Consider the following 26,245-nt stretch of genomic DNA (forward strand, 5'->3'; position numbering starts at 1 on the left):
CGATGAGGAAAGAGACCATGACCGTCGACACGCGGGCACCCGAGGCCCGGGCCGACGCGGGCACCCCCGCCGTACGCGGTGGCCGGGGCGGCGGCCTGCTGGACGCGCGGCAGCTGTTGCGGTCGCTGCCCGACGCGCTGCGCAAGCTCGACCCCCGCACCCTGTGGCGCAACCCCGTGATGCTGATCGTCGAGATCGGCGCGGCCTGCACCACCGTGCTCGCGCTGGCCGACCCGTCGGCGTTCGGGTTCGCCGTCGCGGCCTGGCTGTGGCTGACCGTGCTCTTCGCCAACCTCGCCGAGGCCGTGGCCGAGGGGCGCGGCAAGGCACAGGCCGCCAGCCTGCGCCACGCCAGGAAGGACACCGTGGCCACCCGCCTGCGCGGCTGGACGCCGGGCGCCGCGGCCGGCACGTACCGGGACGAGGCGGTGCCCGCCCCGGAGCTCGCGCAGGGCGACGTCGTCCTGGTGGCGGCCGGCGAGCTGATCCCGGGTGACGGCGACGTGGTGGAGGGCATCGCCAGCGTCGACGAGTCGGCCATCACCGGCGAGTCCGCCCCGGTGATCAGGGAGTCCGGTGGCGACCGCAGCGCGGTCACCGGGGGCACCCGGGTGCTCTCCGACCGGATCGTCGTACGGATCACCCAGCGGCCGGGGGAGAGCTTCGTCGACCGGATGATCGCGCTGGTCGAGGGCGCCAACCGGCAGAAGACGCCGAACGAGATCGCGCTGAACGTCCTGCTCGCCGCGCTCACCGTCGTCTTCCTGCTGGTGGTGGCGACCCTCCAGCCGCTTGCCGTCTTCGCCAAGGGCCACCAGGCGGCGGCGCCCGACAACGGCGCGATCACCGACGCCGGCGTGCCGGGCGTGGTGCTGGTGTCCCTGCTGGTCTGCCTCATCCCCACCACCATCGGCGCGCTGCTGTCGGCCATCGGCATCGCCGGCATGGACCGCCTGGTCCAGCGCAACGTCCTGGCCATGAGCGGCCGGGCCGTGGAGGCCGCCGGCGACGTCGACACCCTCCTGCTGGACAAGACCGGCACCATCACCCTCGGCAACCGGCAGGCCGCCGGGTTCCTGCCCGTCGACGGCGTCGACGCGGGCCTCGTCGCCGACGCGGCGCAACTGGCCAGCCTCGCCGACGAGACCCCCGAGGGCCGCTCGGTGGTCGTCCTGGCCAAGCAGGAGTTCGGGCTGCGCGGGCGCGAGCCCGGCCTGCTCCCGCACGCCACGTTCGTGCCGTTCACCGCGCAGACCCGGATGAGCGGCGTCGACCTCGACGGGGGCGTGTCCCGGCCAGCCCGGCGGATCCGCAAGGGCGCCGCCTCCGCCGTCACCGGGTGGGTCCGCGAGCACGGCGGCGAACCCGCCGGGCAGCTCGGGCGGATCGTCGACGAGATCAGCGGCGCGGGCGGCACCCCCCTGGTGGTCGCCGAGCACGTCGACGGCGAGCCGGCCCGCGCCCTGGGGGTGATCCACCTCAAGGACGTGGTCAAGGCCGGCATGCGGGAGCGCTTCGACGAGATGCGCCGGATGGGCATCCGCACCGTGATGGTCACCGGCGACAACCCGCGTACGGCCGCGGCGATCGCCGCCGAGGCGGGCGTCGACGACTTCCTCGCCGAGGCCACCCCCGAGGACAAGCTCGCCCTCATCCGGCGCGAGCAGCAGGGCGGCCGGCTGGTCGCGATGACCGGCGACGGCACCAACGACGCCCCCGCCCTCGCCCAGGCCGACGTCGGCGTCGCGATGAACACCGGCACGTCGGCCGCCAAGGAGGCCGGCAACATGGTCGACCTGGACTCCGACCCGACCAAGCTGATCGAGATCGTGGAGATCGGCAAGCAACTGCTGATCACCCGGGGCGCGCTGACCACCTTCTCGATCGCCAACGATGTGGCGAAGTACTTCGCGATCGTCCCCGCCATGTTCGCCGGCATCCACCCGGGCCTCGACGCGTTGAACGTCATGCGGCTGGCCAGCCCCGAGTCGGCCATCCTCGCCGCCGTCGTCTTCAACGCCGTGGTCATCGTCGCCCTGATCCCGCTGGCCCTGCGCGGCGTGCGCTACCGGCCGGCGTCGGCGTCGCGGCTGCTGCGCCGCAACCTGCTGGTCTACGGCCTCGGCGGCATCGTCGTGCCGTTCGTCGGCATCAAGCTCGTCGATCTGCTCCTGCAACTTTTCCCGGGGGTCTCCTGATGCGCCTGCCCACCTGGCTCTCCGCACACGTGGCCGCGCTGCGCGCGCTGCTGGTCTTCACGGTGCTGCTCGGCCTGGCCTACCCGCTGGCCCTCGTCGGCGCCGGTCGGCTGCCCGGCCTGCGCGACAGGGCGGACGGGTCCCTGCTCACCGCCGACGGCCGGCCGGTCGGCAGCGCCCTGATCGGCCAGGCGTTCACCGACGCCGACGGTGCCCCCGTGCCCCGGTACTTCCAGTCCCGGCCGTCGGCCGCCGGCGACGGCTACGACCCGACGGCCACCGCGGCGTCCAACCTCGGCCCGGAGAGCGTGGTCGACACGCTCGCCGTGGACCCGCGCGCGTCGAGCCGGAGCCTGCTCAGCCAGGTCTGCGCCCGCAGTCGCGCCGTCGGCGAACTCGACGGCGTCGACGGCCGGCGTCCCTACTGCACCCCCGACGGCGTGGGGGCGGTGCTGGCGGTGTTCCGCGCCGACGGGCTGACCGGCACCGTCACCCGGGTCGTCAGCGTCAACCAGAGCGCGCCGGCCACCCCGTTCCTCGCCGCGTACGACGGGGTGGCCGTGGAGCTGGCCCGGCCCGGCGAGGACCTCGTGGCCGCCGGCGCTCTGATCGTGCCGGTGCGGGGCGACGCGCCACAGAACCCCGCCGTGCCCGCCGACGCGGTCACCGCCAGCGGCAGCGGCCTCGACCCGCACATCAGTCCGGCGTACGCCGACATCCAGGTGGCGCGGGTGGCCCGTGAGCGGGGCGCGGACCCGGCGGCGGTCCGGCGCCTCGTCGCCGCGCACACCCGGGGCCGGGTGCTCGGGTTCATGGGCGCCCCCGCCGTCGACGTGCTCGCCCTCAACCTCGCCCTCGACGAGGCGCTGCCCGTCGCGTGAGGGCCGGCGTGGGGCGGGGCCGGGCACCCCGCCCCACCCGTGGTCCGTGGTCCGACGACCGGCCGTGCCGGTGATCAGGGAGGATGGCTGCGTGCCCAGGGGAGAACTGCGCATCTACCTCGGGGCCGCGCCCGGCGTCGGCAAGACGTACGCGATGCTGGAGGAGGCCCGGCGGCGCGCCGAGCGCGGCACCGACGTGGTGGTCGGCCTGGTCGAGACCCACGGTCGCGCCCAGACCGCCGCGATGGTCGGCGACCTGGAGGTGCTGCCGCGTCGGGTGGTGACCTACCGCGGCGCCGCGTTCACCGAGATGGACCTCGACGCGGTGCTCGCCCGGCGGCCCGAGGTCGCCGTGGTCGACGAGCTGGCCCACACCAACGTGCCCGGCTCGCGTCACGAGAAGCGCTGGCAGGACGTGCGGGAGCTGCTCGACGCCGGCATCACCGTCCTGTCGACCGTCAACGTCCAGCACCTCGAATCGGTAAACGACGTCGTCGCGCGCATCACCGGCACGACCCAGCGCGAGACGGTGCCCGACGCGGTGGTCCGCGCCGCCGAACAGGTCGAGCTGGTCGACATGACCCCGGAGGCGCTGCGCCGCCGGATGGCGCACGGCAACATCTACCGGCCGGACCGCATCGACGCGGCCCTGGGCAACTACTTCCGGGTCGGCAACCTCACGGCCCTGCGCGAGCTGGCCCTGCTGTGGCTGGCCGACAAGGTCGACGAGCAGCTCGGCGCCTACCGCGCCCAGCACGGCATCTCCGAGACCTGGGAGGCCCGCGAGCGGGTGGTGGTGGCGCTCACGGGCGGGCCGGAGGGCGCCACGCTCATCCGCCGCGCCGCGCGGGTCGCGGCCCGCAGCAAGGGCGCGGACCTGCTCGCGGTGCACGTCGCCCGCAGCGACGGGCTGGCCGGCGCCGATCCGGCGCAGCTCGCCCGGCAGCGCGTGCTGGTGGAGAGCCTCGGCGGCACGTACCACCAGGTGCTCGGCGCCGACATCCCGGCGGCGCTGCTCGACTTCGCCCGGGGCGTGAACGCCACCCAGCTGGTGCTCGGCGCGAGCCGGCGCGGCCGGTTCGCCCAGCTGATCTCCCGTGGCGTGGGGGTGACCACCACGGCGCTGTCCGGGCCGATCGACGTGCACCTGGTCACCCACCCGGAGATGGGCCGGGGGCGGCGCGGCGCGGGCGTGCCGGCCGCGCTGTCGCGGCGGCGCCGGCTGCTCGGCTTCGGCCTCGCCGGGCTCGGCATGCCGGCGCTGACGGTCCTGCTGCGGGCCCTGCCGGACCTCAGCCTCACCAACGACATCCTGCTCTTCCTCACCGGCGTCGTCGGGGTCGCGCTCGTCGGCGGGCTGTGGCCGGCGCTGGTCGCCGCGCTGGGCGGTTCCCTGCTGCTCAACTGGTTCTTCACGCCCCCGTTCCGCACGCTGACCATCGCCGAGGCCGACAACCTGCTCGCCCTGGGCGTCTTCGTCGCCGTCGCCGTGGCCGTCAGCGGGGTCGTCGACGTCGCGGCGCGGCGCACCAGGGAGGCGGCGCGCGCCTCCGCCGACGCGCAGACGCTGGCCACGGTGGCCGGAGGCGTCCTGCGCGGCGAGCGGCCGCTGCCGGCGCTGCTGGACCGGCTGCGCGAGACGTTCGGGCTGCGCGCGGTCAGCGTCCTCGAACTCGTCGCCGACGCCGGGGGACGGCCCGGGCACGCCCGCGAGGACGGGGCGTGGCGGATCGTGGCCAGCGTCGGCGAGGACCCGGCGGGCAACCCGGGCGCGGGCGAGACGGCCGTGCCGGTGGACGACGGGCTCACCGTGGTGCTCTCCGGCCGGCGGCTGGAGGCGGCGGACCGGCGCGTCGTGGAGGCGTTCGCCGCGCAGGCAGCGGTCGCGCTGCGGCAGGAACGCCTCGCCGAGGAGGCGGCCAGCGCCCGGCCGCTCGCCGAGGCCGACCGGATGCGTACGGCGCTGCTCGCCGCGGTCAGCCACGACCTGCGTACGCCGCTGGCCTCGGCGAAGGCCGCGGTGAGCAGCCTGCGCAGCCACGACGTCGAGTTCGACGCGGACGACCGGGACGAGCTGCTGGCCACCGCCGACGAGTCCCTGGACCGGCTCGGTCGGCTCGTGGCGAACCTGCTGGACATGAGCCGCCTGCAGGCGGGTGCCCTCGGCGTGACCCGCGTGCCGATCGGACTGGAGGACGCGGTGCCGAGGGCCCTGGACGAGCTGGGTCCGCAGGCCGCCGACGTCGGCACCGACATCCCCGCCGACCTGCCCGCCGCCGTCGCCGACCCGGGGCTGCTGGAGCGGGTGCTGGTCAACATCGTCGCCAACGCGCTGCGGCACAGCCCGCCCGGGCGGCCCCCGGCCATCACCGCCAGCGCCCACGCCGGCCAGGTGGAGCTGCGCGTCATCGACGTCGGTCCCGGCATCCCGCAGGACCAGTGGGAGCACGTCTTCCTGCCGTTCCAGCGCCTGGGCGACCGGGACAACGCCACCGGCGTCGGCCTCGGCCTGGCCCTCTCCCGCGGCCTCGCCGAGGCGATGGGTGGCAGCATCACTCCCGAGACCACCCCCGGGGGCGGCCTCACCATGGTGCTGCGGTTGCCCGCCGCCACCTCGGACGCCGCGGAGGGGCAGCAGGAATGACCCGCATCCTGGTCGTCGACGACGAACCGCAGATCGTCCGTGCCCTGCGGATCAACCTGCGGGTCCGGGGCTACGAGGTGCAGGCCGTCGCGACCGGCACGGCGGCGCTCAAGGCAGCCGCCAGCGACCCGCCCGACCTGGTGGTGCTCGACCTCGGCCTGCCCGACATCGACGGGGTGGAGGTCATCCGGGGCCTGCGGGGCTGGACGCACGTGCCGATCATCGTGCTCTCCGGCCGCGCCGGCAGCCAGGACAAGGTCGCGGCCCTGGACGCCGGCGCCGACGACTACGTCACCAAGCCCTTCGGCATCGAAGAACTCCTCGCCCGGATCCGCGCCGTGACCCGGCGACTGCACGTCAGCGCCGACGCGACCACCGCCACGCTGCGCGTCGGCCGGCACACCGTCGACCTCGCCGCCCGTACGGTCACCCGGGACGACGGCGCCGACGTCCGGCTCACCCCCACCCAGTGGGGGGTGCTCGAACAGTTGCTGCGTCACCCGGGCAAGCTCGTCAGCCAGCGCCAGCTCCTGCACGACGTCTGGGGTCCCGAGTACCAGAACGAGACCAACTACCTGCGCCAGTACATGGCCCAGCTGCGCCGCAAGCTGGAGGACGATCCGGCCCGCCCGCGCCACCTCATCACCGAGCCCGGCATGGGCTACCGGTTCCGGCCCTGAAAGCGACGTCGGCGCCGCGCGTTCCGGGGCGCCGACCGCCGGCCGCGGGGTGCGGCCGGCGGTCGACGCCCGGGTTGGTGTGTGGCTCAGCGGCCCTGGAGGGCCCGCACGTTGTCGCCGAAGGTCCAGCCCTTCGACCCGTCCCAGTTCAGCGACCAGGTCATCAGGCCCTTCAGGCCGCCCCGGTAGGTGTTCCACGCCTGGGCCACCGTCGCCGGGGCCATGTGGCCGCCCCCGGCGCCGGGCTGCGCCGGCAGCCCGGGGACCTGCTTGTCGTACGGGACCCGGATGGTGGTGCCCTGCACGACCAGTCCGGCGTTGAGGCAGTCGGTCTGGGCGGTGAAGCCCTGCACGGTCCCGGCCGGGTAGGAGTCGCCGGAGCAGCCGTACATGCTGCCGTTGTAGTACTGCATGTTCAGCCACCAGAGCCGGCCGTTGTCGGCGTACCGCTTGATGATCGGCAGGTACGCGCCCCAGATGGAGCCGTATGTGACGCTGCCGCCGGTGACGTACGCGGTCTCGGGCGCCATGGTGAGGCCGAAGCCGGCGGGCATCCGCGCGAGCACCCCGTCGATGATGCGGATCAGGTTCGCCTGCGACGGGGAGAGCTGGGAGATGTTCCCGCTGCCGGTGAGCCCGGTCTCGATGTCGATGTCGATGCCGTCGAAGTTGTACCGCTGGAGGATCGGCACGACGGTCGCGATGAACCGGTCGGCGACCGCGGCCGAGCTGAGGTCGATTCCGGCGGTCGCGCCACCGATCGACAGGAGGATGGTCAGGCCGGCCGCCTTGGCACGGCACATCTCGGCGGGAGTGGGCACCTTGACGGTGGCGTCCATGCCGTCCTCCCAGAGCACGGTGCCGTCGGCGCGGATGACGGGGAACGCCGCGTTGATCACGTTGTATCCGTGCGCGGGGATCCGGGCGTCGGTGATCGGGATCCAGCCCAGCGGCGGGTGGACGCCGTTGGCCGCGCCGTCCCAGTTCTCCCAGTAGCCCTGGAGCACCTTGCCGGCCGGCTTCGGCTTGCCGGCGCAGGTGCCCGGGCCGGGCGGGGTGGGCGTCGTGGTGGGCGTCGGCGTCGGGGTCGGGGTGGGGGAGGGCCCCGACGTGGCGGTCGGGGTGGGTGCGGGTGTGCCGCCGCCGTCGCAGGCGCCGAGGTCGGTCCAGAGCGAGGGCGTCGCGGCGGGGTTCCAGCCGGCGCCCGGCGGGGGCGTGTGCGTCACCAGCGCCTGGTAGGAGCGCCCCGCATAGCTGACCCGGCTGCCGGCGGCGTACGCGGTCCCCTCGGCCCAGGCCGGCGCGGTGCAGGCCGCGACGGTGACGTCGGGGGCGGTCTCCGCGGCGGCGCGGCCGTGCACGGCGGGCATGGCCGCCAGGGTGGCGGTGAGCGCCGCGCCGGCCAGCAGCGTGGGCATCGTACGTCGAAGTCGCATGGCATTCCTCCTCGTCGATGGCGGGAGGCTATCAATTAACTTTGTTAAATGTAAGCGTCGGGGCGGAGATGGCGTGCCGGTGAGGGCCATCGAGGGGCGGCCGGCGGCTGTCGGAGGGAGCCGGTAAAACTTTTCGCCAATATCGACAATGGCCGTGGAGCTAATCTCCGGAACGGGATACCCTCCGGTGGACAGCTGCCGTCCATCGTGGAGGAGATCGAGCATGCGTAGGTTGATGTCGGCGGTCGGAGCCGGAGCGATGCTGACCGTGGGGCTGCTCGCCGGCGCGAGCCCGGCGCAGGCGGCGAGCTGCACGCTCGTGCAGTCCGAGATCTACAACGGGGCCAACATCATCGCCTGGTCGCAGGGCCTGCAGGGCTGCTCCGGCGACGTCTACTGGGAGATCCAGTCGGGCGACGCCGGCGGCTGGCAGGTCGCGCAGAGCGGCACCACGCACTACGCCAACGAGGTGCAGAGCTACTACGGCGACGTCGAGCTGCCGTGTTACCTGCGGGTCTACGCGAAGTTCGGCACCCAGGAGAAGCTGACCCAGCCCGCGCGCAACAACAACTGCGCCGGCTGACGACCGGGTCGGACGGGGCGGGGTGCGCGCCCCGTCCTACCCGGACTCCCGCAGCGGTTACGCAGCGGGATACCGCGTGACGTAGACGGGCTCGCCGACCCGCGTCGTGTCGGCCGCCGCGCCCACGCCGTTGACCACGTGGTCGATCGTGCCGGCGCTCAGGTTCACGGTCATGACGTGGTGCAGCCTGACGCCCGGGGCGACGGGGACCTCGAAGCCGTTCTCCGTGCGGATCGACGGGTTGTTCTGGTTGAACACGTACACCCCGCCGCCGTGCAGCGTGTGGTGCCGCACCCGGTCGCCGACCTTGTAGCCGGCCCAGCCCTCGACGGCGCCGTTCATCCAGTCGGCCTGCGTCGGCGGGTCGTACGGCAGCTCGTTCTGGTAGAGGATCGTCGTGCCGTGCTCACCGTTCCAGACCGTGTTGTAGCGCTGGAAGTGCTCGACGAACAGGCCGGTGGCCGTCACGTGGTCGCCGTTGATGACGGCGCCGTAGCGACCGGTGTTGGTCCGCCAGCGGTCGGTGTCGCCGTTGACGCCCTCGGTGAAGCCCTCGACGCCGTGGTCCCCGCGCCACACCCAGGTGTGGTCGATCAGGACGTGGTCGGCGTTGACCTCCAGCGCGGTGTCCGTCCTGCCGACGTGCGGCCCGCCGACGCGGAAGTACACGTCGGAGAGCGTGATCGGGTTGCGCGGGGTGCTGGCGTTGCGGCCGTGCTCGCGCCCCACCCGCAGCAGCGCCGGCGACTCGGTCGGGCCGGCGTCGATGGTCACCCCGGCGACGACGACACCGGGCACGCCGGCGACGTCCAGCGGCACGGCGCCGTGTACGGCGGTGAGCGTGGCGTGACCGATGCCGAGCACCACGGTGTCGGGCCGCCGGACCTCGATGCTGCGGGCGATGTCGTACACCCCGGGGGTGAGCAGCAGGTGCTTGCCGCGGGCGAGCTGGGCGTTGATGACGTGCACCGGATCGGACGGCTTGGCGATGAAGAAGTCGCGGATGCCGATGGTGCGCCCCGGCGTCATGCCGTCGCCCCAGGAGATGCCCCGGCTGTCCCGCCGGACGGCGGGGACGCGGACCTGGTAGCGGCCCCGGTCGTCGACGAACAGGTACGGCTTCTCCCTGCTCAGGGGCGTGGTGTCCAGCGTCGTGTACGGCGGGTCGGGGAAGTCGGCGTCGTCGGGGGCGCCCACGGTGCCCGCGAAGACCTGGTTCCACACCGCGTTGGACCAGCTCTCGACCTCGCTGTTGCGGGTCAGCCACTGCTGCTGGGAGCCGTTGGTGGTGGCGGGCAGCCGGGAGTCGGCGATGAAGCCGCCGCTGGCGTACTGCGGGCCAGCGGTGCAGTAGTCCATCAGGGACAGGCCGCCGCCGCTGATGTCGAGGCGGCGCATGGAGACCGCCTGGGAGACCGCCCAGAAGTTCGCCGAGGAGCGGCAGCCGTCCTGGCCGGTGGCGTTGACGGACAGCGACAGGTTGGACAGGGTGCGCCAGAAGTTGACCAGGGCGATGCAGTTGCCGGTCCCGCCGCCTTCGAGGCAGCGGTTGTAGGTCTCGATCTTGCCGTTGACGGTGACGTCGGTGGGGGAGGCGCCCAGGCCGGAGACCTCGGTGTAGTAGCCGACCTTCGCGTGCAGGGGCTGCGTGTCCGTACCGTAGCTGCCGGGCTTGAAGAGGTACGCGTGCCGCGCGGTGCCCATCTCGGCGTCGACCTGCCGGGCGTGCGTCGCGTCGAGGGTCGCCTGGATCTCGGCGACCGGTGTGTCGGGGTCGAAGATCGTCACGTTGGGCCCGAAGTCCGGGGCGCCGTGCCGGGCCGGTCCGGCGGCGACGGCCGTGCCGGTGGTGCTGGCGACGGCCGTCAGCACCAGGCCGAGGGCGAGCGTCCGGCGGAGCCGTCGGCGCGCGTCGGGGGACTGCATTCTCATCGTTCGTCCTCTCCGCCGGCCGGGCGCGGGCGCCGGGCTCGGCGACGTGGTGGGGGAGGTGTTCCGGCACGGCGCGGGTGGGTGCGCCGATGGCCGGCTCGCGGTCGTCGTCGACCTGCCTCCTGGGGCGGCGGCGGGGGACGACGCCTTCGTGAGAGCGCTCTCTCGCCATCGCGACTTCTATCACGGCGTGAAAGAAGGGTTGGCATGTTTCTACCCTGTCGATCCGCCCGGCGCTACTGCTGCGCCGCCGCGATCAGGGCGGATTCTCGCGGAGGCACCGCGCCGGGCCGCGCACCGCACGACGCGGGTGCGTGCCCCTGCTGGCTCGATCGGTGTCGGTGTCGGCCGTCGCTGGTAGGAATGTGCCTTCCGGTACGGCAGGGCGGCGGGGGTGCGTGTGATCGAGGTTCCTGATGCGGTGGTGGCGGAGTTGTCGGGGCCGGTGGCCGCCGCGCTGCCACTCGTCGTCGCCCGTGTTCCGGCGGCACCGGCGGCCGAGCTCGGCCGGCTGCGGGCAGCCGACGAGGGCGGTACCTGGCCGATCCGCGAATCCACTGTCGGTCACCGGGCGGTGGCCCGGATCCGCTCCGGGGCGGGGCCGGACGACTCGCCGGTGCGGGACGCTCTCGGCTCGCTGCCGCCGTTGCTCGTCGAACGCCTGCTCGGCGCGCTGGAACTGACCGTGGCGGAGCTGGACCTGGCGGGCGGCAGCCCGGATCTGGCCGGTCTCCTGGGCGCACCGGTCACCGGCGCGTTCTCCATCGTGAGCGTGGGCGGGCAGAGCGAGGCGATCAACGGCGTAGCCGTGCTGGAGCAACTCCGGCCCGGCGTGTCGTCGCTGGTCGCCGCGCTGGCGCGCCGGCTGGCCACCCACCCGCGGGTGGCCGCCCTCCTGGCGGTGGAACCGGGGATCACCGCCGAGCAGGACATCGCCGCGGCGCACGGTGCGGCCCAGCTCGCGCTGGCCACCGCCACCGCCACCGCCGTCCTGCACCGGGTGGGCATCCACCCCTGGGCCACCGAGGCGCCGGCCGTGCTCGGCGTGGCGATCGGCACCGCCGTCCTGCTGCTCCGGCAGGCCCCGATGCCTGCCGGCTACGCCCTGGCCGTGCTCGCCCGGGCCCGGGCGGAGTACCTGCTGCCCCGCCACTCCAGCGGGTCGGCGCTGGTGTCGGGGCACCGGTTCGCGCTGTTGGAGGGCACCGGTGCCCCGGAGGTCGACTTCGGCGGCAACGGACTGGTCGCGGTCGTCCCGGGCGGTGCGGTGATCCGCACCGGTGTCGAGAGCGGACACGTGCGGATCATGTTGAGCATCCTGGACGGGCCGCCACCGGACGTCGCGACCGGCTGGGAGGAGATCGTCGAGGTCAGCTGGCAGGCGGCTGTCGGCGGCGCCTCGGTGCTCGGGCCCCGCGCCGGTGAGTCGCGCCTGAGTCGGGCCACCCCGCCCTGGCCGGGCGACTACCGGCTGCGGGTGCACGCCTGGGGGCGGGACGAGACCGACGAACCCGACGTCGAACACTACGAACTGGTGGTGTGGCAGGCGCCCGCCGCGCCCGAGATCGTGCATGCCCGTACGGACCGGCTCGGCCACCGGCTGCGCGGCGAACCGGAGCCGGCGCGGCCCCAACGGCCCGAAGCCGCCTACCGGTGGCTGCGTCGGAGCACCCTGAACGTGGCCGCGACGGTGACGGTGGTGGCCGGGGCAGGTGTGCCGGACGTGTTGCGCGCCTTCGGGGCGGACCCGACCCGACCGGAGTCGATGCGGGCCCTGCGCGAGGACCTGATGCGGCGGCGCTCGAGCGACCCGTGGGTGGCGGTGCTGGACGTCGGCGGCGCCGTGCTCGCCGTCGAGTACAACGACTGGCAGGGGTCGAGGGGTCCCGTGCTGACGCGCGCGTCCGCCGGCGGCCGGGCCGCCAGCATGTTCTGGAACGTCAACGCGCTGACCCGACTGTCGTTCGCCGAGCGCGGCGAGGTGCTGCTGTCGGTGGAGCCCTTCGGCGACCTCGGTGCGCCACCACCGGTGGCGGAGGCGCTCGCGGGCCTCGACTTCGCCGACCACCACCGTGGCAAGGAGTTGATGGGACTGGTCGCGGTGCAGCGGTTCACCGGCTACGGCATCACCGCCGAGGACCTCGCCCGGATCGAGTCCGCCGACGTCGCCTTCCGGATCCTGCCGGACCTGCCCACCCTGTAGCCGCGCCGGCCGCAGCCCGGTGTGCCCGTGTCAGGAACGTCGTCGGCTGCGGTCGCGCTGCTGCGCGTGGCGTGGGCCGGTCACGCGTCGACGACCAGCCGGACCGTCACCGTGTCTCCCACCGCCAGCCTCTCGGCCCGTCGCACGGCCGCCTTCACCGGCACGATGTAGCGCCCGTCCTTGGGAAACAGCGAGGTGCTCCAGCCGGTCTTTCCGATCCGGGCCGCGACCGGGATCATGCCCCAGCCGTAGCTCACGCCCGCGGATCGCGCGGCCAACTCCTGGCAGCCGTCCTCGGGGACGGTGACGAAGTGCCACGGCGCAGGGCCCCGCCAGAACCACAGCTCACCACCGAACTCCAGGTCCATCGGCTCAGCATAGGAGCGGGGACCGACTTCCTCGCGACGGCGGAGTGCCGCCGGCCGGTCCCGCGGCGCTCGCGTCGTCGGCGCCGATGGGGCAGCATGCAACCGTGCTCCTGATCGTCGCCTCGGACCCGCTACGACCGCGCCACCCGGACGCCCACTTCGCGCCGGAGGCCCGCGCCGCCCGGGAGGCCGGCGTCGAGGTCGCCGTCGTCGACCACGACGCGTTGGCCCGTGGCGACGACGTGTCGCGGGCGGTGTCGCGGGTGACGGCCGAGGGCGTCGCGGTCTACCGCGGCTGGATGCTGCGCAGCGAGCGGTACGCCGCCTTCGCGGACGCGTTGGCCCGACGGGGCGTCAGCCTGCGTACGAGCGGCGAGCAGTACCGGCGCGCCCACGAGCTGCCGGGCTGGTACCCGGACCTGGTCGAGCTGACGCCACGCTCGGCGTGGACGGTCGGCACCGAGCGTGCCGAATTCGACCGGGCGAGGCGCGCGCTCGGCGGCGGGGCGGCGGTGCTGCGCGACTACACCAAGTCGATGAAGCACCACTGGCACGAGGCGGCGTTCATCCCGGATGTCGACGACGGCGACGCCGCCTGGCGGGTCGCCAGCCGCTTTGTCGACCTGCGCGGCGACGACCTCGTCGGCGGCCTGGTCCTGCGCCGGTTCGAGCGGTTCACCACCGCCGAGGTCCGCACGTGGTGGGTCGACGGCGTCTGCGTCCTCGTCGGCGCCCATCCCGACAGTCCGCACGACACGCCGCCTGAGGCGTTCGACGCGGGCCCGGTGAGCGGTGCGGTGGCGGCGCTGGGCCTGCCGTTCGTGACCGTGGACCTGGCCCTGCGCGCCGACGGGGTCTGGCGGATCGTCGAACTCGGTGACGGGCAGGTCAGCGACCGACCATCCACCATCGAGCCGGCCGCTCTGGTCGACGTCCTGCGCCGCAGATCCTGGCCTCCGAAACTTCCGGTGCTCCGATCGACGCCGGTCCGACTCACGGGCAGGGTGTGAGCCTGTCCGAGGCGATGATGCGGCATGCAACTATCGAAAGAATCCGATAACCGGGCGTTGAGGTTCCGGACATGTTCCGATACGGTCCGATGGAAGGGCTTCGATCAACTCACGGTGTCGAGGATGCTGACGGCGGCGTGGTCTCCGGGCGACCACTCCACCGGCCCCACGCCGTGGCGGGCGGTTGCCGAGGCGGCCTTCTCATCCAATCGGCTCATCGAAAGGCTCTGCCATGGACAACATGCTCGCCCGTGCCAGCGGGCGCCCGGTGACCCGCCGGCGGCCACGCGTCGCGCTGGCGTCGGTCGTGGTCGGTCTCGCCGTCGCCGCCACGACGGTCGCGGTGGCGTCAGGCGCCAGCGCCGGCACGACCCTGGGGGCGTCCGCCGCCGAGAAGGGGCGCTACTTCGGCGCCGCGGTCGCCGCCCACAAGCTCTCCGACGCCACGTACGTCGGGATCCTCAACCGGGAGTTCAACTCGGTCACCCCGGAGAACGAGATGAAGTGGGACGCCACCGAGCCGTCCCAGGGCCAGTTCACCTTCGCCAACGCCGACCGGATCGTCAACCACGCCCGCGCCAACGGGATGCAGGTGCGCGGCCACGCCCTGGCCTGGCACTCCCAGCAGCCGGGGTGGGCGCAGAACCTCAGCGGCAGCGCGCTGCGCCAGGCGATGGTCAACCACGTCACCCAGGTCGCGACCTACTACCGTGGCAAGATCCACTCCTGGGACGTGGTGAACGAGGCGTTCGCCGACGGCGGCAGCGGGGCCCGCCGCGACTCGAACCTGCAACGCACCGGCAACGACTGGATCGAGGTGGCGTTCCGCGCCGCGCGCGCCGCCGACCCGACCGCGAAGCTGTGCTACAACGACTACAACACCGACGACTGGTCGCACGCGAAGACCCAGGCCGTCTACAACATGGTCCGCGACTTCAAGGCCCGGGGCGTGCCGATCGACTGCGTGGGCCTCCAGTCGCACTTCAACAGCGCCTCGCCCTACCCGGGCAACTACCGCACCACGCTGTCCAGCTTCGCGGCGCTCGGCGTCGACGTGCAGATCACCGAGCTGGACATCGAGGGCTCCGGCGCCAGCCAGGCCACCGCGTACCGCAATGTGGTCAACGACTGCCTCGCCGTGACCCGCTGCACCGGCATCACCGTGTGGGGCATCCGGGACACGGACTCCTGGCGGGCCAGCGGCACCCCGCTGCTCTTCGACGGCAGCGGCAACAAGAAGCCGGCTTACACCGCCACCCTCGAGGCCCTCAACGGCGGCACCACTCCGCCGCCCACCACCGCGCCCCCGACCACCGCGCCGCCCACCACCCCGCCGCCGTCCGGCGACTGCGCCGCGACGGTGTCGCTGAACTCGTGGAACGGCGGCTTCGTCGCCACGGTACGCGTCACCGCAGGCGCCGCGGCGATCAACGGCTGGGCGGTCGCCCTCACCCTGCCGGGCGGCGCGACGATCACCAACACGTGGAGCGCGCGCGGCACCGGGACCAGCGGCGCCGTGACGTTCCGCAACGTCGACTACAACGGCCGGCTCTCCGCCGGAGCCACCACGGAGTTCGGCTTCCAGGGCACCGGGACCGGCCCGACCGGCACGCCCACCTGCACCGCGAGCTGACCCGTCCGACGGCCCGGCGCAGGGAGCAATCCGCGCCGGGCCGCCGGCGCCGTACGCGCCTCCCGCCCGCACGGGCGCTACAGCGGTCCGCCCTGGATGGTCGTCGGGCTGCCGGAGTCCCCCGCCGGCCACTGTGGGCCGGTCCTCCGGCACTTGCCCTAAAGTCCACTTCAACTTCTACCGTCGACCCGGCAGGTTCGGTCGAGCGGATCAGGGCGTGGTCGGTATGAGCGTGAAGCGGACGGTACTGGTGACCGGGGGGACCGGGCGAGTGGGCGGGCAGGTCGTCGCCCGGCTCGTCGAGGCCGAGGGCGTGCGGGTGCGCGTGTTGTCCCGCGACCCGGCGAGGGCATCGGGGGTCCTGGGGCCGCAGGTGGAGGTGGTCGGCGGTGATCTCACCGCGCCCGACAGCCTGAGCGCCGCGCTGGACGGTGTGGACGGGCTGTTCCTCGTCTTCCCGTCGGTCACCGCCGACCGGGCGGCAGGTCGGTTGGTGGCGACGCTCGCCGAGCGGGTCAGGCGCATCGTCTATCTGTCCGCCCACGGCGTGCCGGACGACCCCGACGCTGTCGCTGAGCCGGACGGGACCATCCTGGGCTCCCACGCCCATCTGGAGGGCCTGCTCGCAGGATCGGCCGCCGAGTACGCCTTCCTGCGCTCCAGCGGCTTCGCCGCGAACACCCTGGCGTGGGCGCCGCAGATCCAGCAGTCGGACGTACTGCGGTGGTTCGTTCCCCAGGCCAGACGGGCCCTGGTGCACGAGGCGGACCTCGGGGCGGTGGCGGCGCGGCTGCTGACGGACGATCGGCACCAGCGCGCGGCCCACCACCTGAGCGGCCCCGAGCAACTGACGCAGGTCGAGCAGCTCGCGGCGATCGGTGCCGCGCTCGGCCGGACCCTGCGTTACGAGGAGACGGACTCCGCACAGGCCGCCGCCGAGCTCTTCCCCACGATGCCGGCGGGCGTAGCCGCCGCGATCATCGCCGGCCACGCGGCGATGGTCACGCAACCCGAGCCGGTCACCGACACCGTCCGGCACCTGCTGGGCCGGCCCGCACTGACGTTCGCGCAGTGGGCTCGCGACCACGTGGAGGACTTCACCGGCCGGCAGTAGACGCCGCCCTGCTGCTCGCGACTGGCATGCCCGCTACTTCGACCGCGGCCGGCCGACAGCCAGGTGACCGGCACGGGCGCGATCATCGCGACCTACGTCGCCACGGACCCGAGTCGACCCGAGCGTGCGGAATGGGTCGATCCATTGTGCGGAACGGATCCGTACAGTTCCGCACAATGGATATATTGGTCGGCGAAAGCGGCGGTGATTGACTCGGCTCATGTCTGTCAAAGCAGCTCGCCCAGCCCTCGCCGTGGCCCTGGTGGCCCTCTTCGTCCTGCTCACCGGTGCGCCGGCGGCAGCGACCATCGCGGATCCGGCCGGATCGCCGCCGGACGTGGTCGACTGTCTGTACGCACCGGGTCCCTATCCGAACTCACCGCCCCCGGCGCAGGCTTGTTTCCGCGCTTACGGGGACCAGATCTGGGTCTATGACTTCGACACGCCCTATGCGGCCGTCGGAATCTGGGAGAACCAGCTCTACTACGGCGGATCCTGGCACGCCTACCGCAGCGGCGACTGCCAGAACCTCGAGGGTGAGGGCGAATGGGGCGTGTGCAACTACGACTTCTATGAGGACGGCACGACCCACAAGTACGGTGACCAGGGCAGCCGGGTGCGGTTCCGGGCCTGCGGCGCCTGGGGCTGTTCCGGCTGGTCGTCGTGGTGGCGCAACAACAACTAGTCGCACCCTCGCGACCGATGTGGGCGTCGTCTCGCTCGACATCGGGTGGCTCCCCACCGGGCTGCTCTCAGCCGGCGCCGAAGCAGACGAAGGCGGCGGCGGTGGCCTGGGCGGCACCACCACCGGCGGTGCCGAACGCGCGCTGGGCCTCGGCGAGCGCCACCGCCGGCGGTGCACCGGCACGCATCCGCCGGTGCAGGTCCAGCATCAGCGCGGTGGTCAGGTCGGCCGGGACCGGCAACACGGTGGCGATCAGGCTGCGGGTGCCCAGGGCCAGCAGCACGGCGGTGAAGCCCATCACCTCGTCGCCCGGCCGGACGCCGGAGAGGCCGGAGTCGCAGGCGGAGAGCACCACGCAGCCCGGTGGACGGGTCAGCCGCTCCAACTCGTACGCGGTCAACGGCCCGTCGGCCAGTTCGAGGGTGGAGAAGAGCGGGTTGTCGGCGCGGAAGGCGCCGTGCGCGGCGATGTGCGCCAGCCCGGCCCCGTTCAGCGCGTCGGTGACCGCGTCGGCGGTGGCGGCGCAGCCGGTGAGAGGGCGGGAGCCCGGCAGGGCCGCGCCGAGCTGACGTACCTCGGTCTCGGCGGCGGGCAGCCGTGGGCCGGCCACCAGCACCGGCGGGCCGGCCGGGACGATCCGCCCGACGGCGCGCAACCAGACCGTCGCCGAGGGCGCCACCGTCACCGGCCGGCCGGCGCAGGTCGGCAGGCCCGACCAGGGCACGGCGTGCAGCGCGGCGATCGGGACGATCACCAGCGGCCGGTCGCGCAGCAGCCGGCGTACCGGGTCGAAGAGCTGCTGGTCCAGCGCGGTGGTGGCGAACTCGACCCCGGCCCGGGCGCTGGCCGAGTCGCCGGTGGTGACCAGCCGGCGCAGGCCGAACCGGTGCAGGCGGGCCCGGCGCAGCGCCTCGTCGAGCGGGCCGAGGTCGTGCAGGCTGGTCCGGCCGTCGCGGACCAGTACCGCCCGCAGCCGCGGCCCGTGCGCCACCAGCTCCAGCAGCACGGCGTCGCCGAGCGCAGCGGCGAGGGCGGCAACCGTGGGCGGTGCCACCAGGTCGCCGCCGTCCGCGCCCCGGGCCCCGCCGTGCGCGCCCCGGGCCAGTTCGCGGATGCGCTGTTCGAGTCGGCCCTGGCTGCGCCGCAGCGCGTACCCGGGGTGCCCGGCGAGCAGCGCGTCCTCCAGGGCGGTGCTGACCATCCGTAGCTCGGCCAGGGCGGCGGCCAGTTCGGGGTCCTGCGGCGGCTGCGCCGCGCGCATCCGCAGGGCGTTGGCCCGCCAGCGTTCCGCCCAGGCCAGCACCTGGGCGGGCGTGCCGGTGCGCACGGCGATGTCCAGTCCCTCGGCGGCGAGTTCGTGCCCGTACGCCCCGCTGTGCGCGCGTAGCTCGGTGGCGCCCAGGGAGGCCCGGTGGCCGTCGAGCACCCCCAGGCCCCGGCGCAGGGCCCGGGCCGCCCCGCGCAGGTCACCGTCGAGCCGGCGCCGCAGCGCGAGCGCGTACCAGCCCTGGGCCCGGTGGGGCGCGGTGCCCCGGCGGCGCGCGCGGGCCGCCACCGCCAGCAGCTCGGCCGCTCGCGCGGGCCGGCCCATCGCCTCGGCCAGCCGGGCGGCCTCGATCCGGGTGGTCAGTGCCGGCGAGGGCCAGCCGGTGGCGTCGAGCTGCCCGGCGGTGCGCACCATGGCCGTGAGCAGGGCCGTCGACCGGGTGCCCCGGGCGAACTCGGCGCGCAGTTCGACGTGCCGGGCGAAGGCGGCCCAGATCCGGCGCCCCTGGCGGCGGAACCGGGCCCGGGACGAGGCGGCGGCGGCTGCGGCGGTGTCCAGGTCACCCGCGAGCAGCGCCGCCCGGGCCCGCGCCAGCAGCGCCTCGGCGAGATCCGAGGCCATGCCGCGCCGCCGCAACTCCGTCACGGCGGACGTGGCGACCTCGACCGCCTCGTCGACCAGCGGTACGGAGAGCAGCAGTTCGAAGCGGTCCAACAGCAGCGCCGGCCGGGGCACCGACAACCGGCGGTACTCGTCGCCGACGGTGGCGAAGCTGCGCAGCGCGCCCGCGACGTCGCCGCGCTGGCCGGCGGCGATGCCGATGTTCCAGCGGGTGTCGGCGGCGGCCAGGTCGAGCCCGAGCCGGCTGAAGATGGCCGCTGAGCGGAACAGGTCGTCGTCGGCGTCCCGGCTGGTGCCCCGGTGGGCGTTGAGCAGCCCACGGTTGTTGCGCGCCCGCGCCTCCAGCAGCAGGTCGCCCTCGCGCTGGGCGATCTCCACCGCGATGCCGTAGTCCCGGACCGCCTCGTCGAACCGTCCCCGGTAGTGCAGCACCACGCCCCGCTGCATCCGGGCCCGGCCGGCGTCGGCACCGGTCAGCCGGGGCAGTGCCAGGGTCACCGCGTGAAGCGCCGCGCCGGTGCGCCCGGCGTTGGCCAGGACGTACCCGAGGCTCATCCGGGCCAGTGCCCGTGCCCGGGGCGAGTCGGTGACCCGCACCGCCCGGCGCAGGTGCCGCAGGGCGCCCGGCAGGTCGTTGAGTTCCCGCAGGGCCAGCCCGATGGCGCGTTCGGCGGTGGACCGCTCGTCGGCGTCGGGCTGCCCGGTGGCGAGGACCTGCCGGGCGATCGCGATCGCCTCGCGGGGATAGCGCTGGACGGCGTCGAGCGCGGCCTGGGCCTGGACGGCACCGTGATCGGCGCAGTCGGCCATGCCAAGAAGAATCCCGCAGTCACGCTCCCCGGTCAATCGCCTCGAGGCGGATCGGACATCAGTCGCCTGACCGACGGTCAATTGACACTCGACTATCCTTTGAAATAATCGTCCGGTGCCTCCGAGAGCCCTTCCGTAGCTGCCCGGTTCGCCGCCGACCACGCATCTTCGACCGCCTGGAGGACCGGTGCCGTCTGACGACTCCTTCGCGTCGCGTTCGCCCGCCGGGCTGTCCCGCCGGCAGGTCATGGCCTGGTCCACCCTGGTCGCCGCAGCGGCACCGCTCGGTCTCGTCGGGCGCGGCGCCCCGGCCGCCGCCGGCGAGTCGCCCGACGAGACCTACCAGCGGGCCTTCCTGGAGGCCCTGGCCGCCGACCCCGATCTGCGCCGCCACGCCGTCGCGGGCCGGGAGTTCCTCTACCGACCCCGGCAGTTGCTGGTGGCCCATCCGGACGTGCAGCGGGTCGTGGGTCGGCTGCGCAGCTACGGCCACCCGGTCACCGAGGGCGTCGGCTTCGGCGGGGTCGCCCGACTCCTCTTCGCCACCGAGACCGACATCCCGTCGGTGGTGGCCAGGCTCCGCGACCCGCAGCAGTGGCCCGGGCAGCCGGTGCCCCTGGTCCAGCCGCACCACGCCCTGCTCGGCTTCGGCAACATCATGGGCAACCCGGGCGGTCCGCCCCGGGTCGCCGCTGCGCTGCCGGCACCGGATCCGGCGCGCGCGGGTGAGGGGGCGGGGGTGACGGTGGGGATCTGCGACACCGGCATCTGGCGGCTGGCCGGTTCCCGCCATCCGCAGTGGTTGGCCGGCAGCTACCTTCCCGAGGTCGACGACGAGGACGCCCTCTACGTCGGCTCTGACGTGCTCGCACTCCAGGGCGGCCACGGCACGTTCGTCGCCGGGGTGGTCCGGCAGGCCGCGCCGGGCGTACGTCTCGATCCCGAGGCCGCGCTGAACGCCACCGGCGTCGGCGACGAGGAGATGCTTGTCGCCGCCCTCGGTCGGCTCGGCCCGCAGGTGTCGGTCGTCAACCTCTCGTTGGGCTACTTCACCCAGGACGATCAGCCTCCGCTGCCGCTGGTGAACGCCCTGGCCGGGCTGCCCGGCCGGGCGGTGGTGGCGTCGGCGGGCAATGCCGGCACCAGCCGGCGGGCCTGGCCGGCCGCCCTGGACCGGGTCCTGGCGGTGGGCGCGGTGAGTGCCGGCGCCACCGGCCCGGTGCCGGCGCCGTACAGCAGCTACGGGTCGTGGGTGGACGCCTGTGCCCTGGGGGACCGGACCAGCACCTACGTCAGGGGTCGGTTGCAGTTGCCGGGCCAGCCGATCCGGTACTTCGACGGTTTCGCGGCCTGGACCGGCACCTCGTTCGCCACCGGCCACGTCGCCGGCCGGCTGGCCGCGCTGATGACCAGTGCCGGGCTCGGCGCGGAGGCGGCCCGGGCCGCGCTGGTCGCCGGCCCCCGCTGGCATCCCGACTACGGCGTACTCGTCGCGTGAGGTCGTCGGCACCGGCGCGCGGGGCGTCGTACCGGTGAGCGAGCGCAGCACCGTCGGGCTGGTCGCCGCCGCATCCTGCGGTGACGAGCGGGCGTGGGGCGAGCTGGTGCGCCGCTACACCCCCCTGGTGCTCTCGGTGATCCGGTCCCACGGACTCGACCAGGTCGACGCGGCGGACGTGAACCAGACCGTCTGGCTCCGCGCGGTGGAGCACCTGGGACGGCTGCGGGAGTCGAACGCCCTGCCCGCCTGGCTGGTCACCACCACCCGACGCGAGTGTTACCGGCTGCTTCGCCTCGGCCGGCGGACCCAGCCGTTCGACCCGTACGACGACTCGGTCGACCGGCACGTCGGCGCCCATCTGCTGGTGGACCCGGTCACCCCGGACGAGGACCTGTTGCGCGCCGAGCGGCAGCAGGCGCTGCGGGAGGCGTTCGCGCAGTTGCCGCCGCGCTGCCGGGACCTGCTGGCCCTGCTGCTGGCCGATCCGCCGGTCAGCTACCGCGAGATCGGCGCGCGGTTGGGCATGCCGGTGGGTAGCGTCGGTCCGAGCCAGGCCCGGTGCCTGCACAAGCTGCGGAACTGTCCGGCACTCGCCCCTTTCCTCAGGGCGCGCCCGGGTGACGAGGGGAGCGGAGGTGACCGGGATGGAGCCGTGGCCGCCAGCCGCTGACGACGCCCTGCTGGCCGAGTTGAGGGCCGCCCTGCGGGACTCCGGCCCGGTGCCGGAGGAGTTCCTGGCCGCAGCCCTCGCCGCGTTCAGTTGGCGGACCGTCGACGCCGAGCTGGCCCTCGCCGAGCTGACCTTCGACTCGGTCTGCGATCCGGAACCGGCCGGTCCCACCCGCTCCGCCGGCTCGGCCCGCACGCTGACGTTCCGCACCGGTGCGGTGGTGGTCGAGATCGAGCTGACCCCGACCGGCATCGTCGGGCAGCTCTCACCGGCCCGGGGCGGGCGGGTCGCCGCCCGGACCGCCGCCGGCCCGTACGAGGAGGTGCCGGTGGACGCGGTCGGCTACTTCTCGATGGGAGTGCCGCCCGCCGGTCCGGTCCAGTTCTGCGCCCGCACCGCCGGGTACGCGGTGGCGACCGCCTGGGTCACGCTGCGCTGAGCGGACAGCGGGCGGGCCCGGAGGCCGGCCGGACGGGTGGAACGGAGGTCGCGGGCCCCGTCCGCGACCTCCGTCCCTGCCCCTCGAGGGCGTTATCCGGCCCGCTGGGCCACCGTGATGTCGTACCGCACGCCGCCGAGGTCGGCCCGTGCGGCGCCGGTGGTGTCCGGGCCGATCTGGGTCACGTTGACGGCCATCTGCTCCCGGGTCGGCACGGTCGCCGTGAAGTTGAGCGAGAAGGCGAGCCGCTCACCGGGGTTGAGCTCCAGGTTGTCCAGGCTGGCCTGGCCGATGTCGACGATCTCGACCTGGTTGCGGCCCACCTCGCGGACACCCTTGCCGGCCTTGCCGCCCTTGGCCCAGCGCTCGAACAGGGTCGGTCCGAGGTCGGCGACGAGCCGGCCACCGGCGGCCTGGAACGGTGCCCCGGTCTGGCTGAAGACCACGCTGCTGCGGGCCGGCCGGGTCAGCGTGTTGCCGATGGCGAACGGCCGGATCTGCGCCAGGCCGCCGGCGGTCACCGCCACCGAGTCCACGTTGCGCCAGGCGATGTTGTTGTTGTTGCGGGTGTTGACGCCGATGTCCGGTCCCTCGAAGGTCATCGGGTCGTTGGCGGAGACCCAGCGGGCCAGCAGGCAGAAGTGACCCGGGCCGGGCACGTTGTCCCACGGGATGGTGACCGTGGTGACGCCCGGGTAGACCGGCACCGCCATCGCCCCGATCTGCGTCCACGCGCCGGGCCAGCCCGCCCCGCCGCCGGGCGTGGTCCGGTAGACCCAGATCGTGCCCTCCTCCATGACGCTGTCGCCGTACGGGCCGGGGTTGCGCAGCTTGATGAAGATGTAGTTCCGCTGGCCGACGATCGGGTTCTGGCTGGTCGCGCACTCGATGGCGGTGTGGCAGACCTTGATGTCCGGGCTCTGCCAGAGCGGGTTCAGCGCGTGCGGTTCGAGCCCCACGTCGGCGGCGGTGTCCTTCATGTACACGTCGACCGCGGCGGCGGTGGCGGGGCCGTCCGCGCCGGCCAGTGGTGCGGCGCCGGCCGCGGTGACGGACAGCAGCGTCGCCAGTGCCGCGCCGGTGAGCAGGGCGAGCGTCGAACGGCGCGCTCTTCCTGCGAGTCTGGTAGACACATTTCCTCCCGATGATGGGGGATCGCCGTTCGCCCCGGGGTGGTGGCGTGGGCGGGTGGACATCCTTACGGAGTCCGATCGACGCGAGTAGATACATCTGGCGCCGACGGGTGATGTCAGATGGCGTGAGTTGCCGTCAAGCCGGCGAAAGCCGCACAGCGCTCGGATTCGCGCTCAACTGCGTCGGTTGATGACCGCGAAGGCGGTCGCCCCGACCAGGATCTCCGCCAGGATCAGCAGCGCCAGCATCATCTCGACCGCGGCGCCGAGCCCGATCGCGATCCCCGCCGCACCGGTGAGCGGTAGCGCGAGCAGCCCGAGCACGGCCAGGGCACGGGTGAGGACGGCGTCGTCCCGTTCGTCACCCGACTGGGACCACGCCCGCTCGAAGGCCGTCGTGCGGTCCGGTCGCCTGCTGAGCCGCCACGCCATCACCGCGACACCGATCAGCCCGACCGCCGCGCCCAAGAGGAAGCCCACTCCCATGTTCCCGGGCGCGTGCTCGCGCAGCAGCAGTCCCACGGCGATCAGCAGCGCCACGATCGCCATGCCGACGCCGAGAGCCAGGGCCCTGCGCTTGTCCGTGTGTCGATCAGTCGACATGGAAGATCTCCTCGACGGTGCGTTGGAAGTGGCGCGCGATGGCGATGGCCAACGGCAGGGAGGGGTCGTAGCGGCCGTTCTCGATCGAGTTGATCGTCTGTCGCGAGACGCCCAGCGCCTGGGCCAGCTCGCGCTGGGACAGCCCGGTGGCCAGCCGGAGCGCGCAGAGGTCGTTCTTCATGAACACCCCTCGATGTCAAGTGACCTTGTCACGACAAGCGTGCTTGACGCTCTCCGGAATTGTCAAGCATGCTTGTCTCCGGCGAGGGCTCGCCGGCCCGACCGGCGCCCGGCGTTGCTGCCGGGGCGCGAGTGACGGCCCACTCACTGTCCGATGACCGACGCGCTACTGACTGCCACTGCCTTCCGGGTGCTAACTCTCTGCGGGCGTTCGGCCGACCGGGCCGGGCCGGCAGAGCGAAGGAGCCCTCCACATGTTCCCGTTTCCCGACGAAGCGACCAGGAAGGCACTCGATCTCGGCCGGCGCGAGGTGTTCCAGACCTACCGGGTGCTGATGGCCTGCGAACTCCAGCGGTTGCGCCCCATCGTCGGGGCGCTGCCGGCAGGGCTGCGCCGCGACCAGTTGACCGCCCGGCTCGACAAGGTCGCCGCCCTGGCCGTCGGGACCTGGCTGCAACAGATCTCGGAACGCGGCGCAACGATGCACCAGGCGGCCACGCTGTTCAAGGAGGTGCAGGACTCGCTCGACGGGGTCGTGCCCTCCGCCGTCGGCAACCCGTACCTCGTCGCCGCCGTGGACGAACTGAAGACCAGGATCGTCGACGTCATGAACGACGACAAGAGTCCCACGCACGTCGCCGTCAACACCGCGTTCGCGCGTCTGTTCGGGTCCACCTCGTCGGTGGCCAAGGCGCGTTTCGCGCAGACGGTCACGGCCCTGCAGGCAGTGCTCAAGCGCACCGACGGCCGACGGTCGGGATTCGTGTGCAACCTGTCGTTGCCCGACGGGATGGGCGCACTGGCCAGCGGTCAGGGTGACACCGCCATCATCAACGTGGGTCGCTCCGCGCTCGACGGCACGATGCACCTGTGGGAGCTCGCCGCCACGCTCGCTCACGAGGGCACGCACATCCTGGCGGACAATCCGACGGTCGACATCGTCTACCGCCACCGCAACGCCGCCTACTACCTGCAGGGCCAGATCGCCCTGCAGAACGCCGCCAACTTCGAGCAGACCGTCCGCGAGGCGTTGGGCCAGGGTGGCCCGTTCCCCACCGACGAGCAGGTGGCCGCCATGCGGGGACGCACCGCGCCCCGGATGGACTCGCTGCACACCGTGCTCGCGTCCCGCATCACCCGCGCGTGGGTGCGCACCTACGACTTCACCCGCCTCGACTTCACCAGGACCGACCTGCCCAAGCCGGTCGCTCTCGTGCTCACCGACCTGCCGCAGGACCGGGCGTACGCGCCGTTGATCGGGGCGTACATGGAAGCGCTGCACGCGGCGATGCTGGCGCTGATGCGGGCGGAGGGGCGGCTGGTGGTGCGGGCCGAGCCGAAGGTGCTCAACCACTCGACGGTCGTCAACGCGGACGGCACCATCCGGTTCACCATCAACTCCGACCTCGCCGCCCGGACGCCCGTGGCCCAGCTCCTGCACTGGATGCTGGACGAGCTCGTCGCCGAGGCGAAGTGCCAGATCCCCAAGGACGGGGCGCAACTGCTGGCCCTGATCCTGGGCATCGAGAAGTTCGACCGGGACAACGTGCACGACGTGCTGAACGACTTCTACGACTCCTTCCACTGAGCGGCGGCTGCCGAGCGGTGCGCCGATGCCGCCCCCCGTGGCGTCGGGGGCGTGCCCATCGACCA

Annotated in this window: 21 protein-coding genes; 14 read left to right on the forward strand and 7 right to left on the reverse strand. The window is 73.5% G+C overall.

Translation table 11 applies throughout. From position 1 onward, the window contains the following. Positions 1-17 precede the first annotated feature (17 nt). From kdpB to AC0OO9_RS28485, 4 genes are all read left to right on the forward strand, one after another. Positions 18-2,198: a potassium-transporting ATPase subunit KdpB gene (kdpB, locus tag AC0OO9_RS28470; protein WP_484513700.1), complete on the forward strand. Its 2,181-nt coding sequence runs from the start codon at positions 18-20 to the stop codon at positions 2,196-2,198. Next, positions 2,198-3,079, forward strand: a complete 882-nt coding sequence (locus AC0OO9_RS28475; protein ID WP_484513702.1) for a potassium-transporting ATPase subunit C — start codon at positions 2,198-2,200, stop codon at positions 3,077-3,079. Before kdpB ends, AC0OO9_RS28475 begins: the two co-directional genes overlap by 1 nt. Before the next feature lie 91 nt (positions 3,080-3,170). Then, complete coding sequence (locus tag AC0OO9_RS28480; protein WP_484513704.1) at positions 3,171-5,723, forward strand: sensor histidine kinase; 2,553 nt, start codon at positions 3,171-3,173, stop codon at positions 5,721-5,723. Next, positions 5,720-6,403 (forward strand): response regulator, encoded by a 684-nt coding sequence (locus tag AC0OO9_RS28485; protein WP_484513706.1) that lies wholly within the window; start codon positions 5,720-5,722, stop codon positions 6,401-6,403. The genes AC0OO9_RS28480 and AC0OO9_RS28485 overlap by 4 nt, the downstream gene beginning before the upstream one ends. 86 nt (positions 6,404-6,489) lie before the next feature. On the opposite strand, the gene AC0OO9_RS28490 is transcribed toward AC0OO9_RS28485, so the two are convergent. Beyond that, positions 6,490-7,839: a carbohydrate-binding protein gene (locus tag AC0OO9_RS28490; RefSeq protein WP_484513708.1), complete on the reverse strand. Its 1,350-nt coding sequence runs from the start codon at positions 7,837-7,839 to the stop codon at positions 6,490-6,492. 223 nt (positions 7,840-8,062) lie between these two features. Between AC0OO9_RS28490 and AC0OO9_RS28495 the strand changes: the two genes are divergently transcribed. Beyond that, positions 8,063-8,422: a hypothetical protein gene (locus AC0OO9_RS28495; protein WP_484513710.1), complete on the forward strand. Its 360-nt coding sequence runs from the start codon at positions 8,063-8,065 to the stop codon at positions 8,420-8,422. A gap of 57 nt (positions 8,423-8,479) precedes the next feature. Here the strand turns inward: AC0OO9_RS28495 and AC0OO9_RS28500 are convergent, their stop codons facing one another. Continuing rightward, the gene (locus AC0OO9_RS28500) at positions 8,480-10,348 is read right to left on the reverse strand and encodes an adenylyl cyclase (protein WP_484518076.1); all 1,869 of its coding nucleotides are present in this window, start codon (positions 10,346-10,348) and stop codon (positions 8,480-8,482) included. 400 nt (positions 10,349-10,748) lie between these two features. Here AC0OO9_RS28500 and AC0OO9_RS28505 point away from each other — a divergent pair, with 400 nt between their 5' ends. Next, complete coding sequence (locus AC0OO9_RS28505) at positions 10,749-12,557, forward strand: DUF6461 domain-containing protein (RefSeq protein ID WP_484513712.1); 1,809 nt, start codon at positions 10,749-10,751, stop codon at positions 12,555-12,557. Positions 12,558-12,637: 80 nt separating this feature from the next. Here AC0OO9_RS28505 and AC0OO9_RS28510 read toward each other — a convergent pair whose 3' ends face one another. Further along, positions 12,638-12,925: a DUF1905 domain-containing protein gene (locus AC0OO9_RS28510; protein ID WP_484513714.1), complete on the reverse strand. Its 288-nt coding sequence runs from the start codon at positions 12,923-12,925 to the stop codon at positions 12,638-12,640. A 104-nt stretch (positions 12,926-13,029) separates the two neighbouring features. Here AC0OO9_RS28510 and AC0OO9_RS28515 point away from each other — a divergent pair, with 104 nt between their 5' ends. The 4 genes from AC0OO9_RS28515 to AC0OO9_RS28530 all read left to right on the forward strand — a co-directional run bounded on the left by AC0OO9_RS28515 (position 13,030) and on the right by AC0OO9_RS28530 (position 17,367). Further along, positions 13,030-13,935 (forward strand): ATP-grasp domain-containing protein, encoded by a 906-nt coding sequence (locus AC0OO9_RS28515; protein ID WP_484513716.1) that lies wholly within the window; start codon positions 13,030-13,032, stop codon positions 13,933-13,935. 232 nt (positions 13,936-14,167) lie between these two features. Next, complete coding sequence (locus tag AC0OO9_RS28520; protein ID WP_484513718.1) at positions 14,168-15,568, forward strand: glycoside hydrolase family 10 protein; 1,401 nt, start codon at positions 14,168-14,170, stop codon at positions 15,566-15,568. A 226-nt stretch (positions 15,569-15,794) separates the two neighbouring features. Beyond that, positions 15,795-16,682, forward strand: a complete 888-nt coding sequence (locus AC0OO9_RS28525; protein ID WP_484513720.1) for an SDR family oxidoreductase — start codon at positions 15,795-15,797, stop codon at positions 16,680-16,682. A gap of 220 nt (positions 16,683-16,902) precedes the next feature. After that, the gene (locus tag AC0OO9_RS28530; protein ID WP_484513722.1) at positions 16,903-17,367 is read left to right on the forward strand and encodes a hypothetical protein; all 465 of its coding nucleotides are present in this window, start codon (positions 16,903-16,905) and stop codon (positions 17,365-17,367) included. 67 nt (positions 17,368-17,434) lie between these two features. Here AC0OO9_RS28530 and AC0OO9_RS28535 read toward each other — a convergent pair whose 3' ends face one another. Further along, entirely contained in the window at positions 17,435-20,065 is a 2,631-nt protein-coding gene (locus AC0OO9_RS28535; RefSeq protein WP_484513723.1) for a CHAT domain-containing protein, read from the reverse strand. A gap of 187 nt (positions 20,066-20,252) precedes the next feature. On the opposite strand from AC0OO9_RS28535, the gene AC0OO9_RS28540 reads away from it, so the two are divergent. The 3 genes from AC0OO9_RS28540 to AC0OO9_RS28550 are packed head-to-tail and all read left to right on the forward strand — an operon-like array spanning position 20,253 to position 22,675. After that, positions 20,253-21,563, forward strand: a complete 1,311-nt coding sequence (locus AC0OO9_RS28540; RefSeq protein WP_484513724.1) for a S8 family peptidase — start codon at positions 20,253-20,255, stop codon at positions 21,561-21,563. Between the two features lie 34 nt (positions 21,564-21,597). Next, on the forward strand, positions 21,598-22,236 hold the full coding sequence (locus AC0OO9_RS28545; RefSeq protein WP_132237817.1) for an RNA polymerase sigma factor: 639 nt from the start codon (positions 21,598-21,600) through the stop codon (positions 22,234-22,236). Beyond that, the gene (locus AC0OO9_RS28550; RefSeq protein ID WP_484518077.1) at positions 22,211-22,675 is read left to right on the forward strand and encodes a hypothetical protein; all 465 of its coding nucleotides are present in this window, start codon (positions 22,211-22,213) and stop codon (positions 22,673-22,675) included. Before AC0OO9_RS28545 ends, AC0OO9_RS28550 begins: the two co-directional genes overlap by 26 nt. A 92-nt stretch (positions 22,676-22,767) precedes the next feature. Here the strand turns inward: AC0OO9_RS28550 and AC0OO9_RS28555 are convergent, their stop codons facing one another. The 3 genes from AC0OO9_RS28555 to AC0OO9_RS28565 all read right to left on the reverse strand — a co-directional run bounded on the left by AC0OO9_RS28555 (position 22,768) and on the right by AC0OO9_RS28565 (position 24,592). Next, the gene (locus AC0OO9_RS28555) at positions 22,768-23,808 is read right to left on the reverse strand and encodes a hypothetical protein (protein WP_484513726.1); all 1,041 of its coding nucleotides are present in this window, start codon (positions 23,806-23,808) and stop codon (positions 22,768-22,770) included. A 174-nt stretch (positions 23,809-23,982) separates the two neighbouring features. After that, entirely contained in the window at positions 23,983-24,411 is a 429-nt protein-coding gene (locus tag AC0OO9_RS28560) for a hypothetical protein (RefSeq protein WP_484513728.1), read from the reverse strand. After that, on the reverse strand, positions 24,401-24,592 hold the full coding sequence (locus AC0OO9_RS28565; protein WP_484513729.1) for a helix-turn-helix transcriptional regulator: 192 nt from the start codon (positions 24,590-24,592) through the stop codon (positions 24,401-24,403). Before AC0OO9_RS28565 ends, AC0OO9_RS28560 begins: the two co-directional genes overlap by 11 nt. A 253-nt stretch (positions 24,593-24,845) precedes the next feature. Here AC0OO9_RS28565 and AC0OO9_RS28570 point away from each other — a divergent pair, with 253 nt between their 5' ends. Beyond that, the gene (locus AC0OO9_RS28570) at positions 24,846-26,180 is read left to right on the forward strand and encodes a M35 family metalloendopeptidase (RefSeq protein ID WP_484513731.1); all 1,335 of its coding nucleotides are present in this window, start codon (positions 24,846-24,848) and stop codon (positions 26,178-26,180) included. Positions 26,181-26,245 lie beyond the last annotated feature (65 nt).

Source organism: Micromonospora sp. USAFONa4 (genome assembly GCF_057197825.1).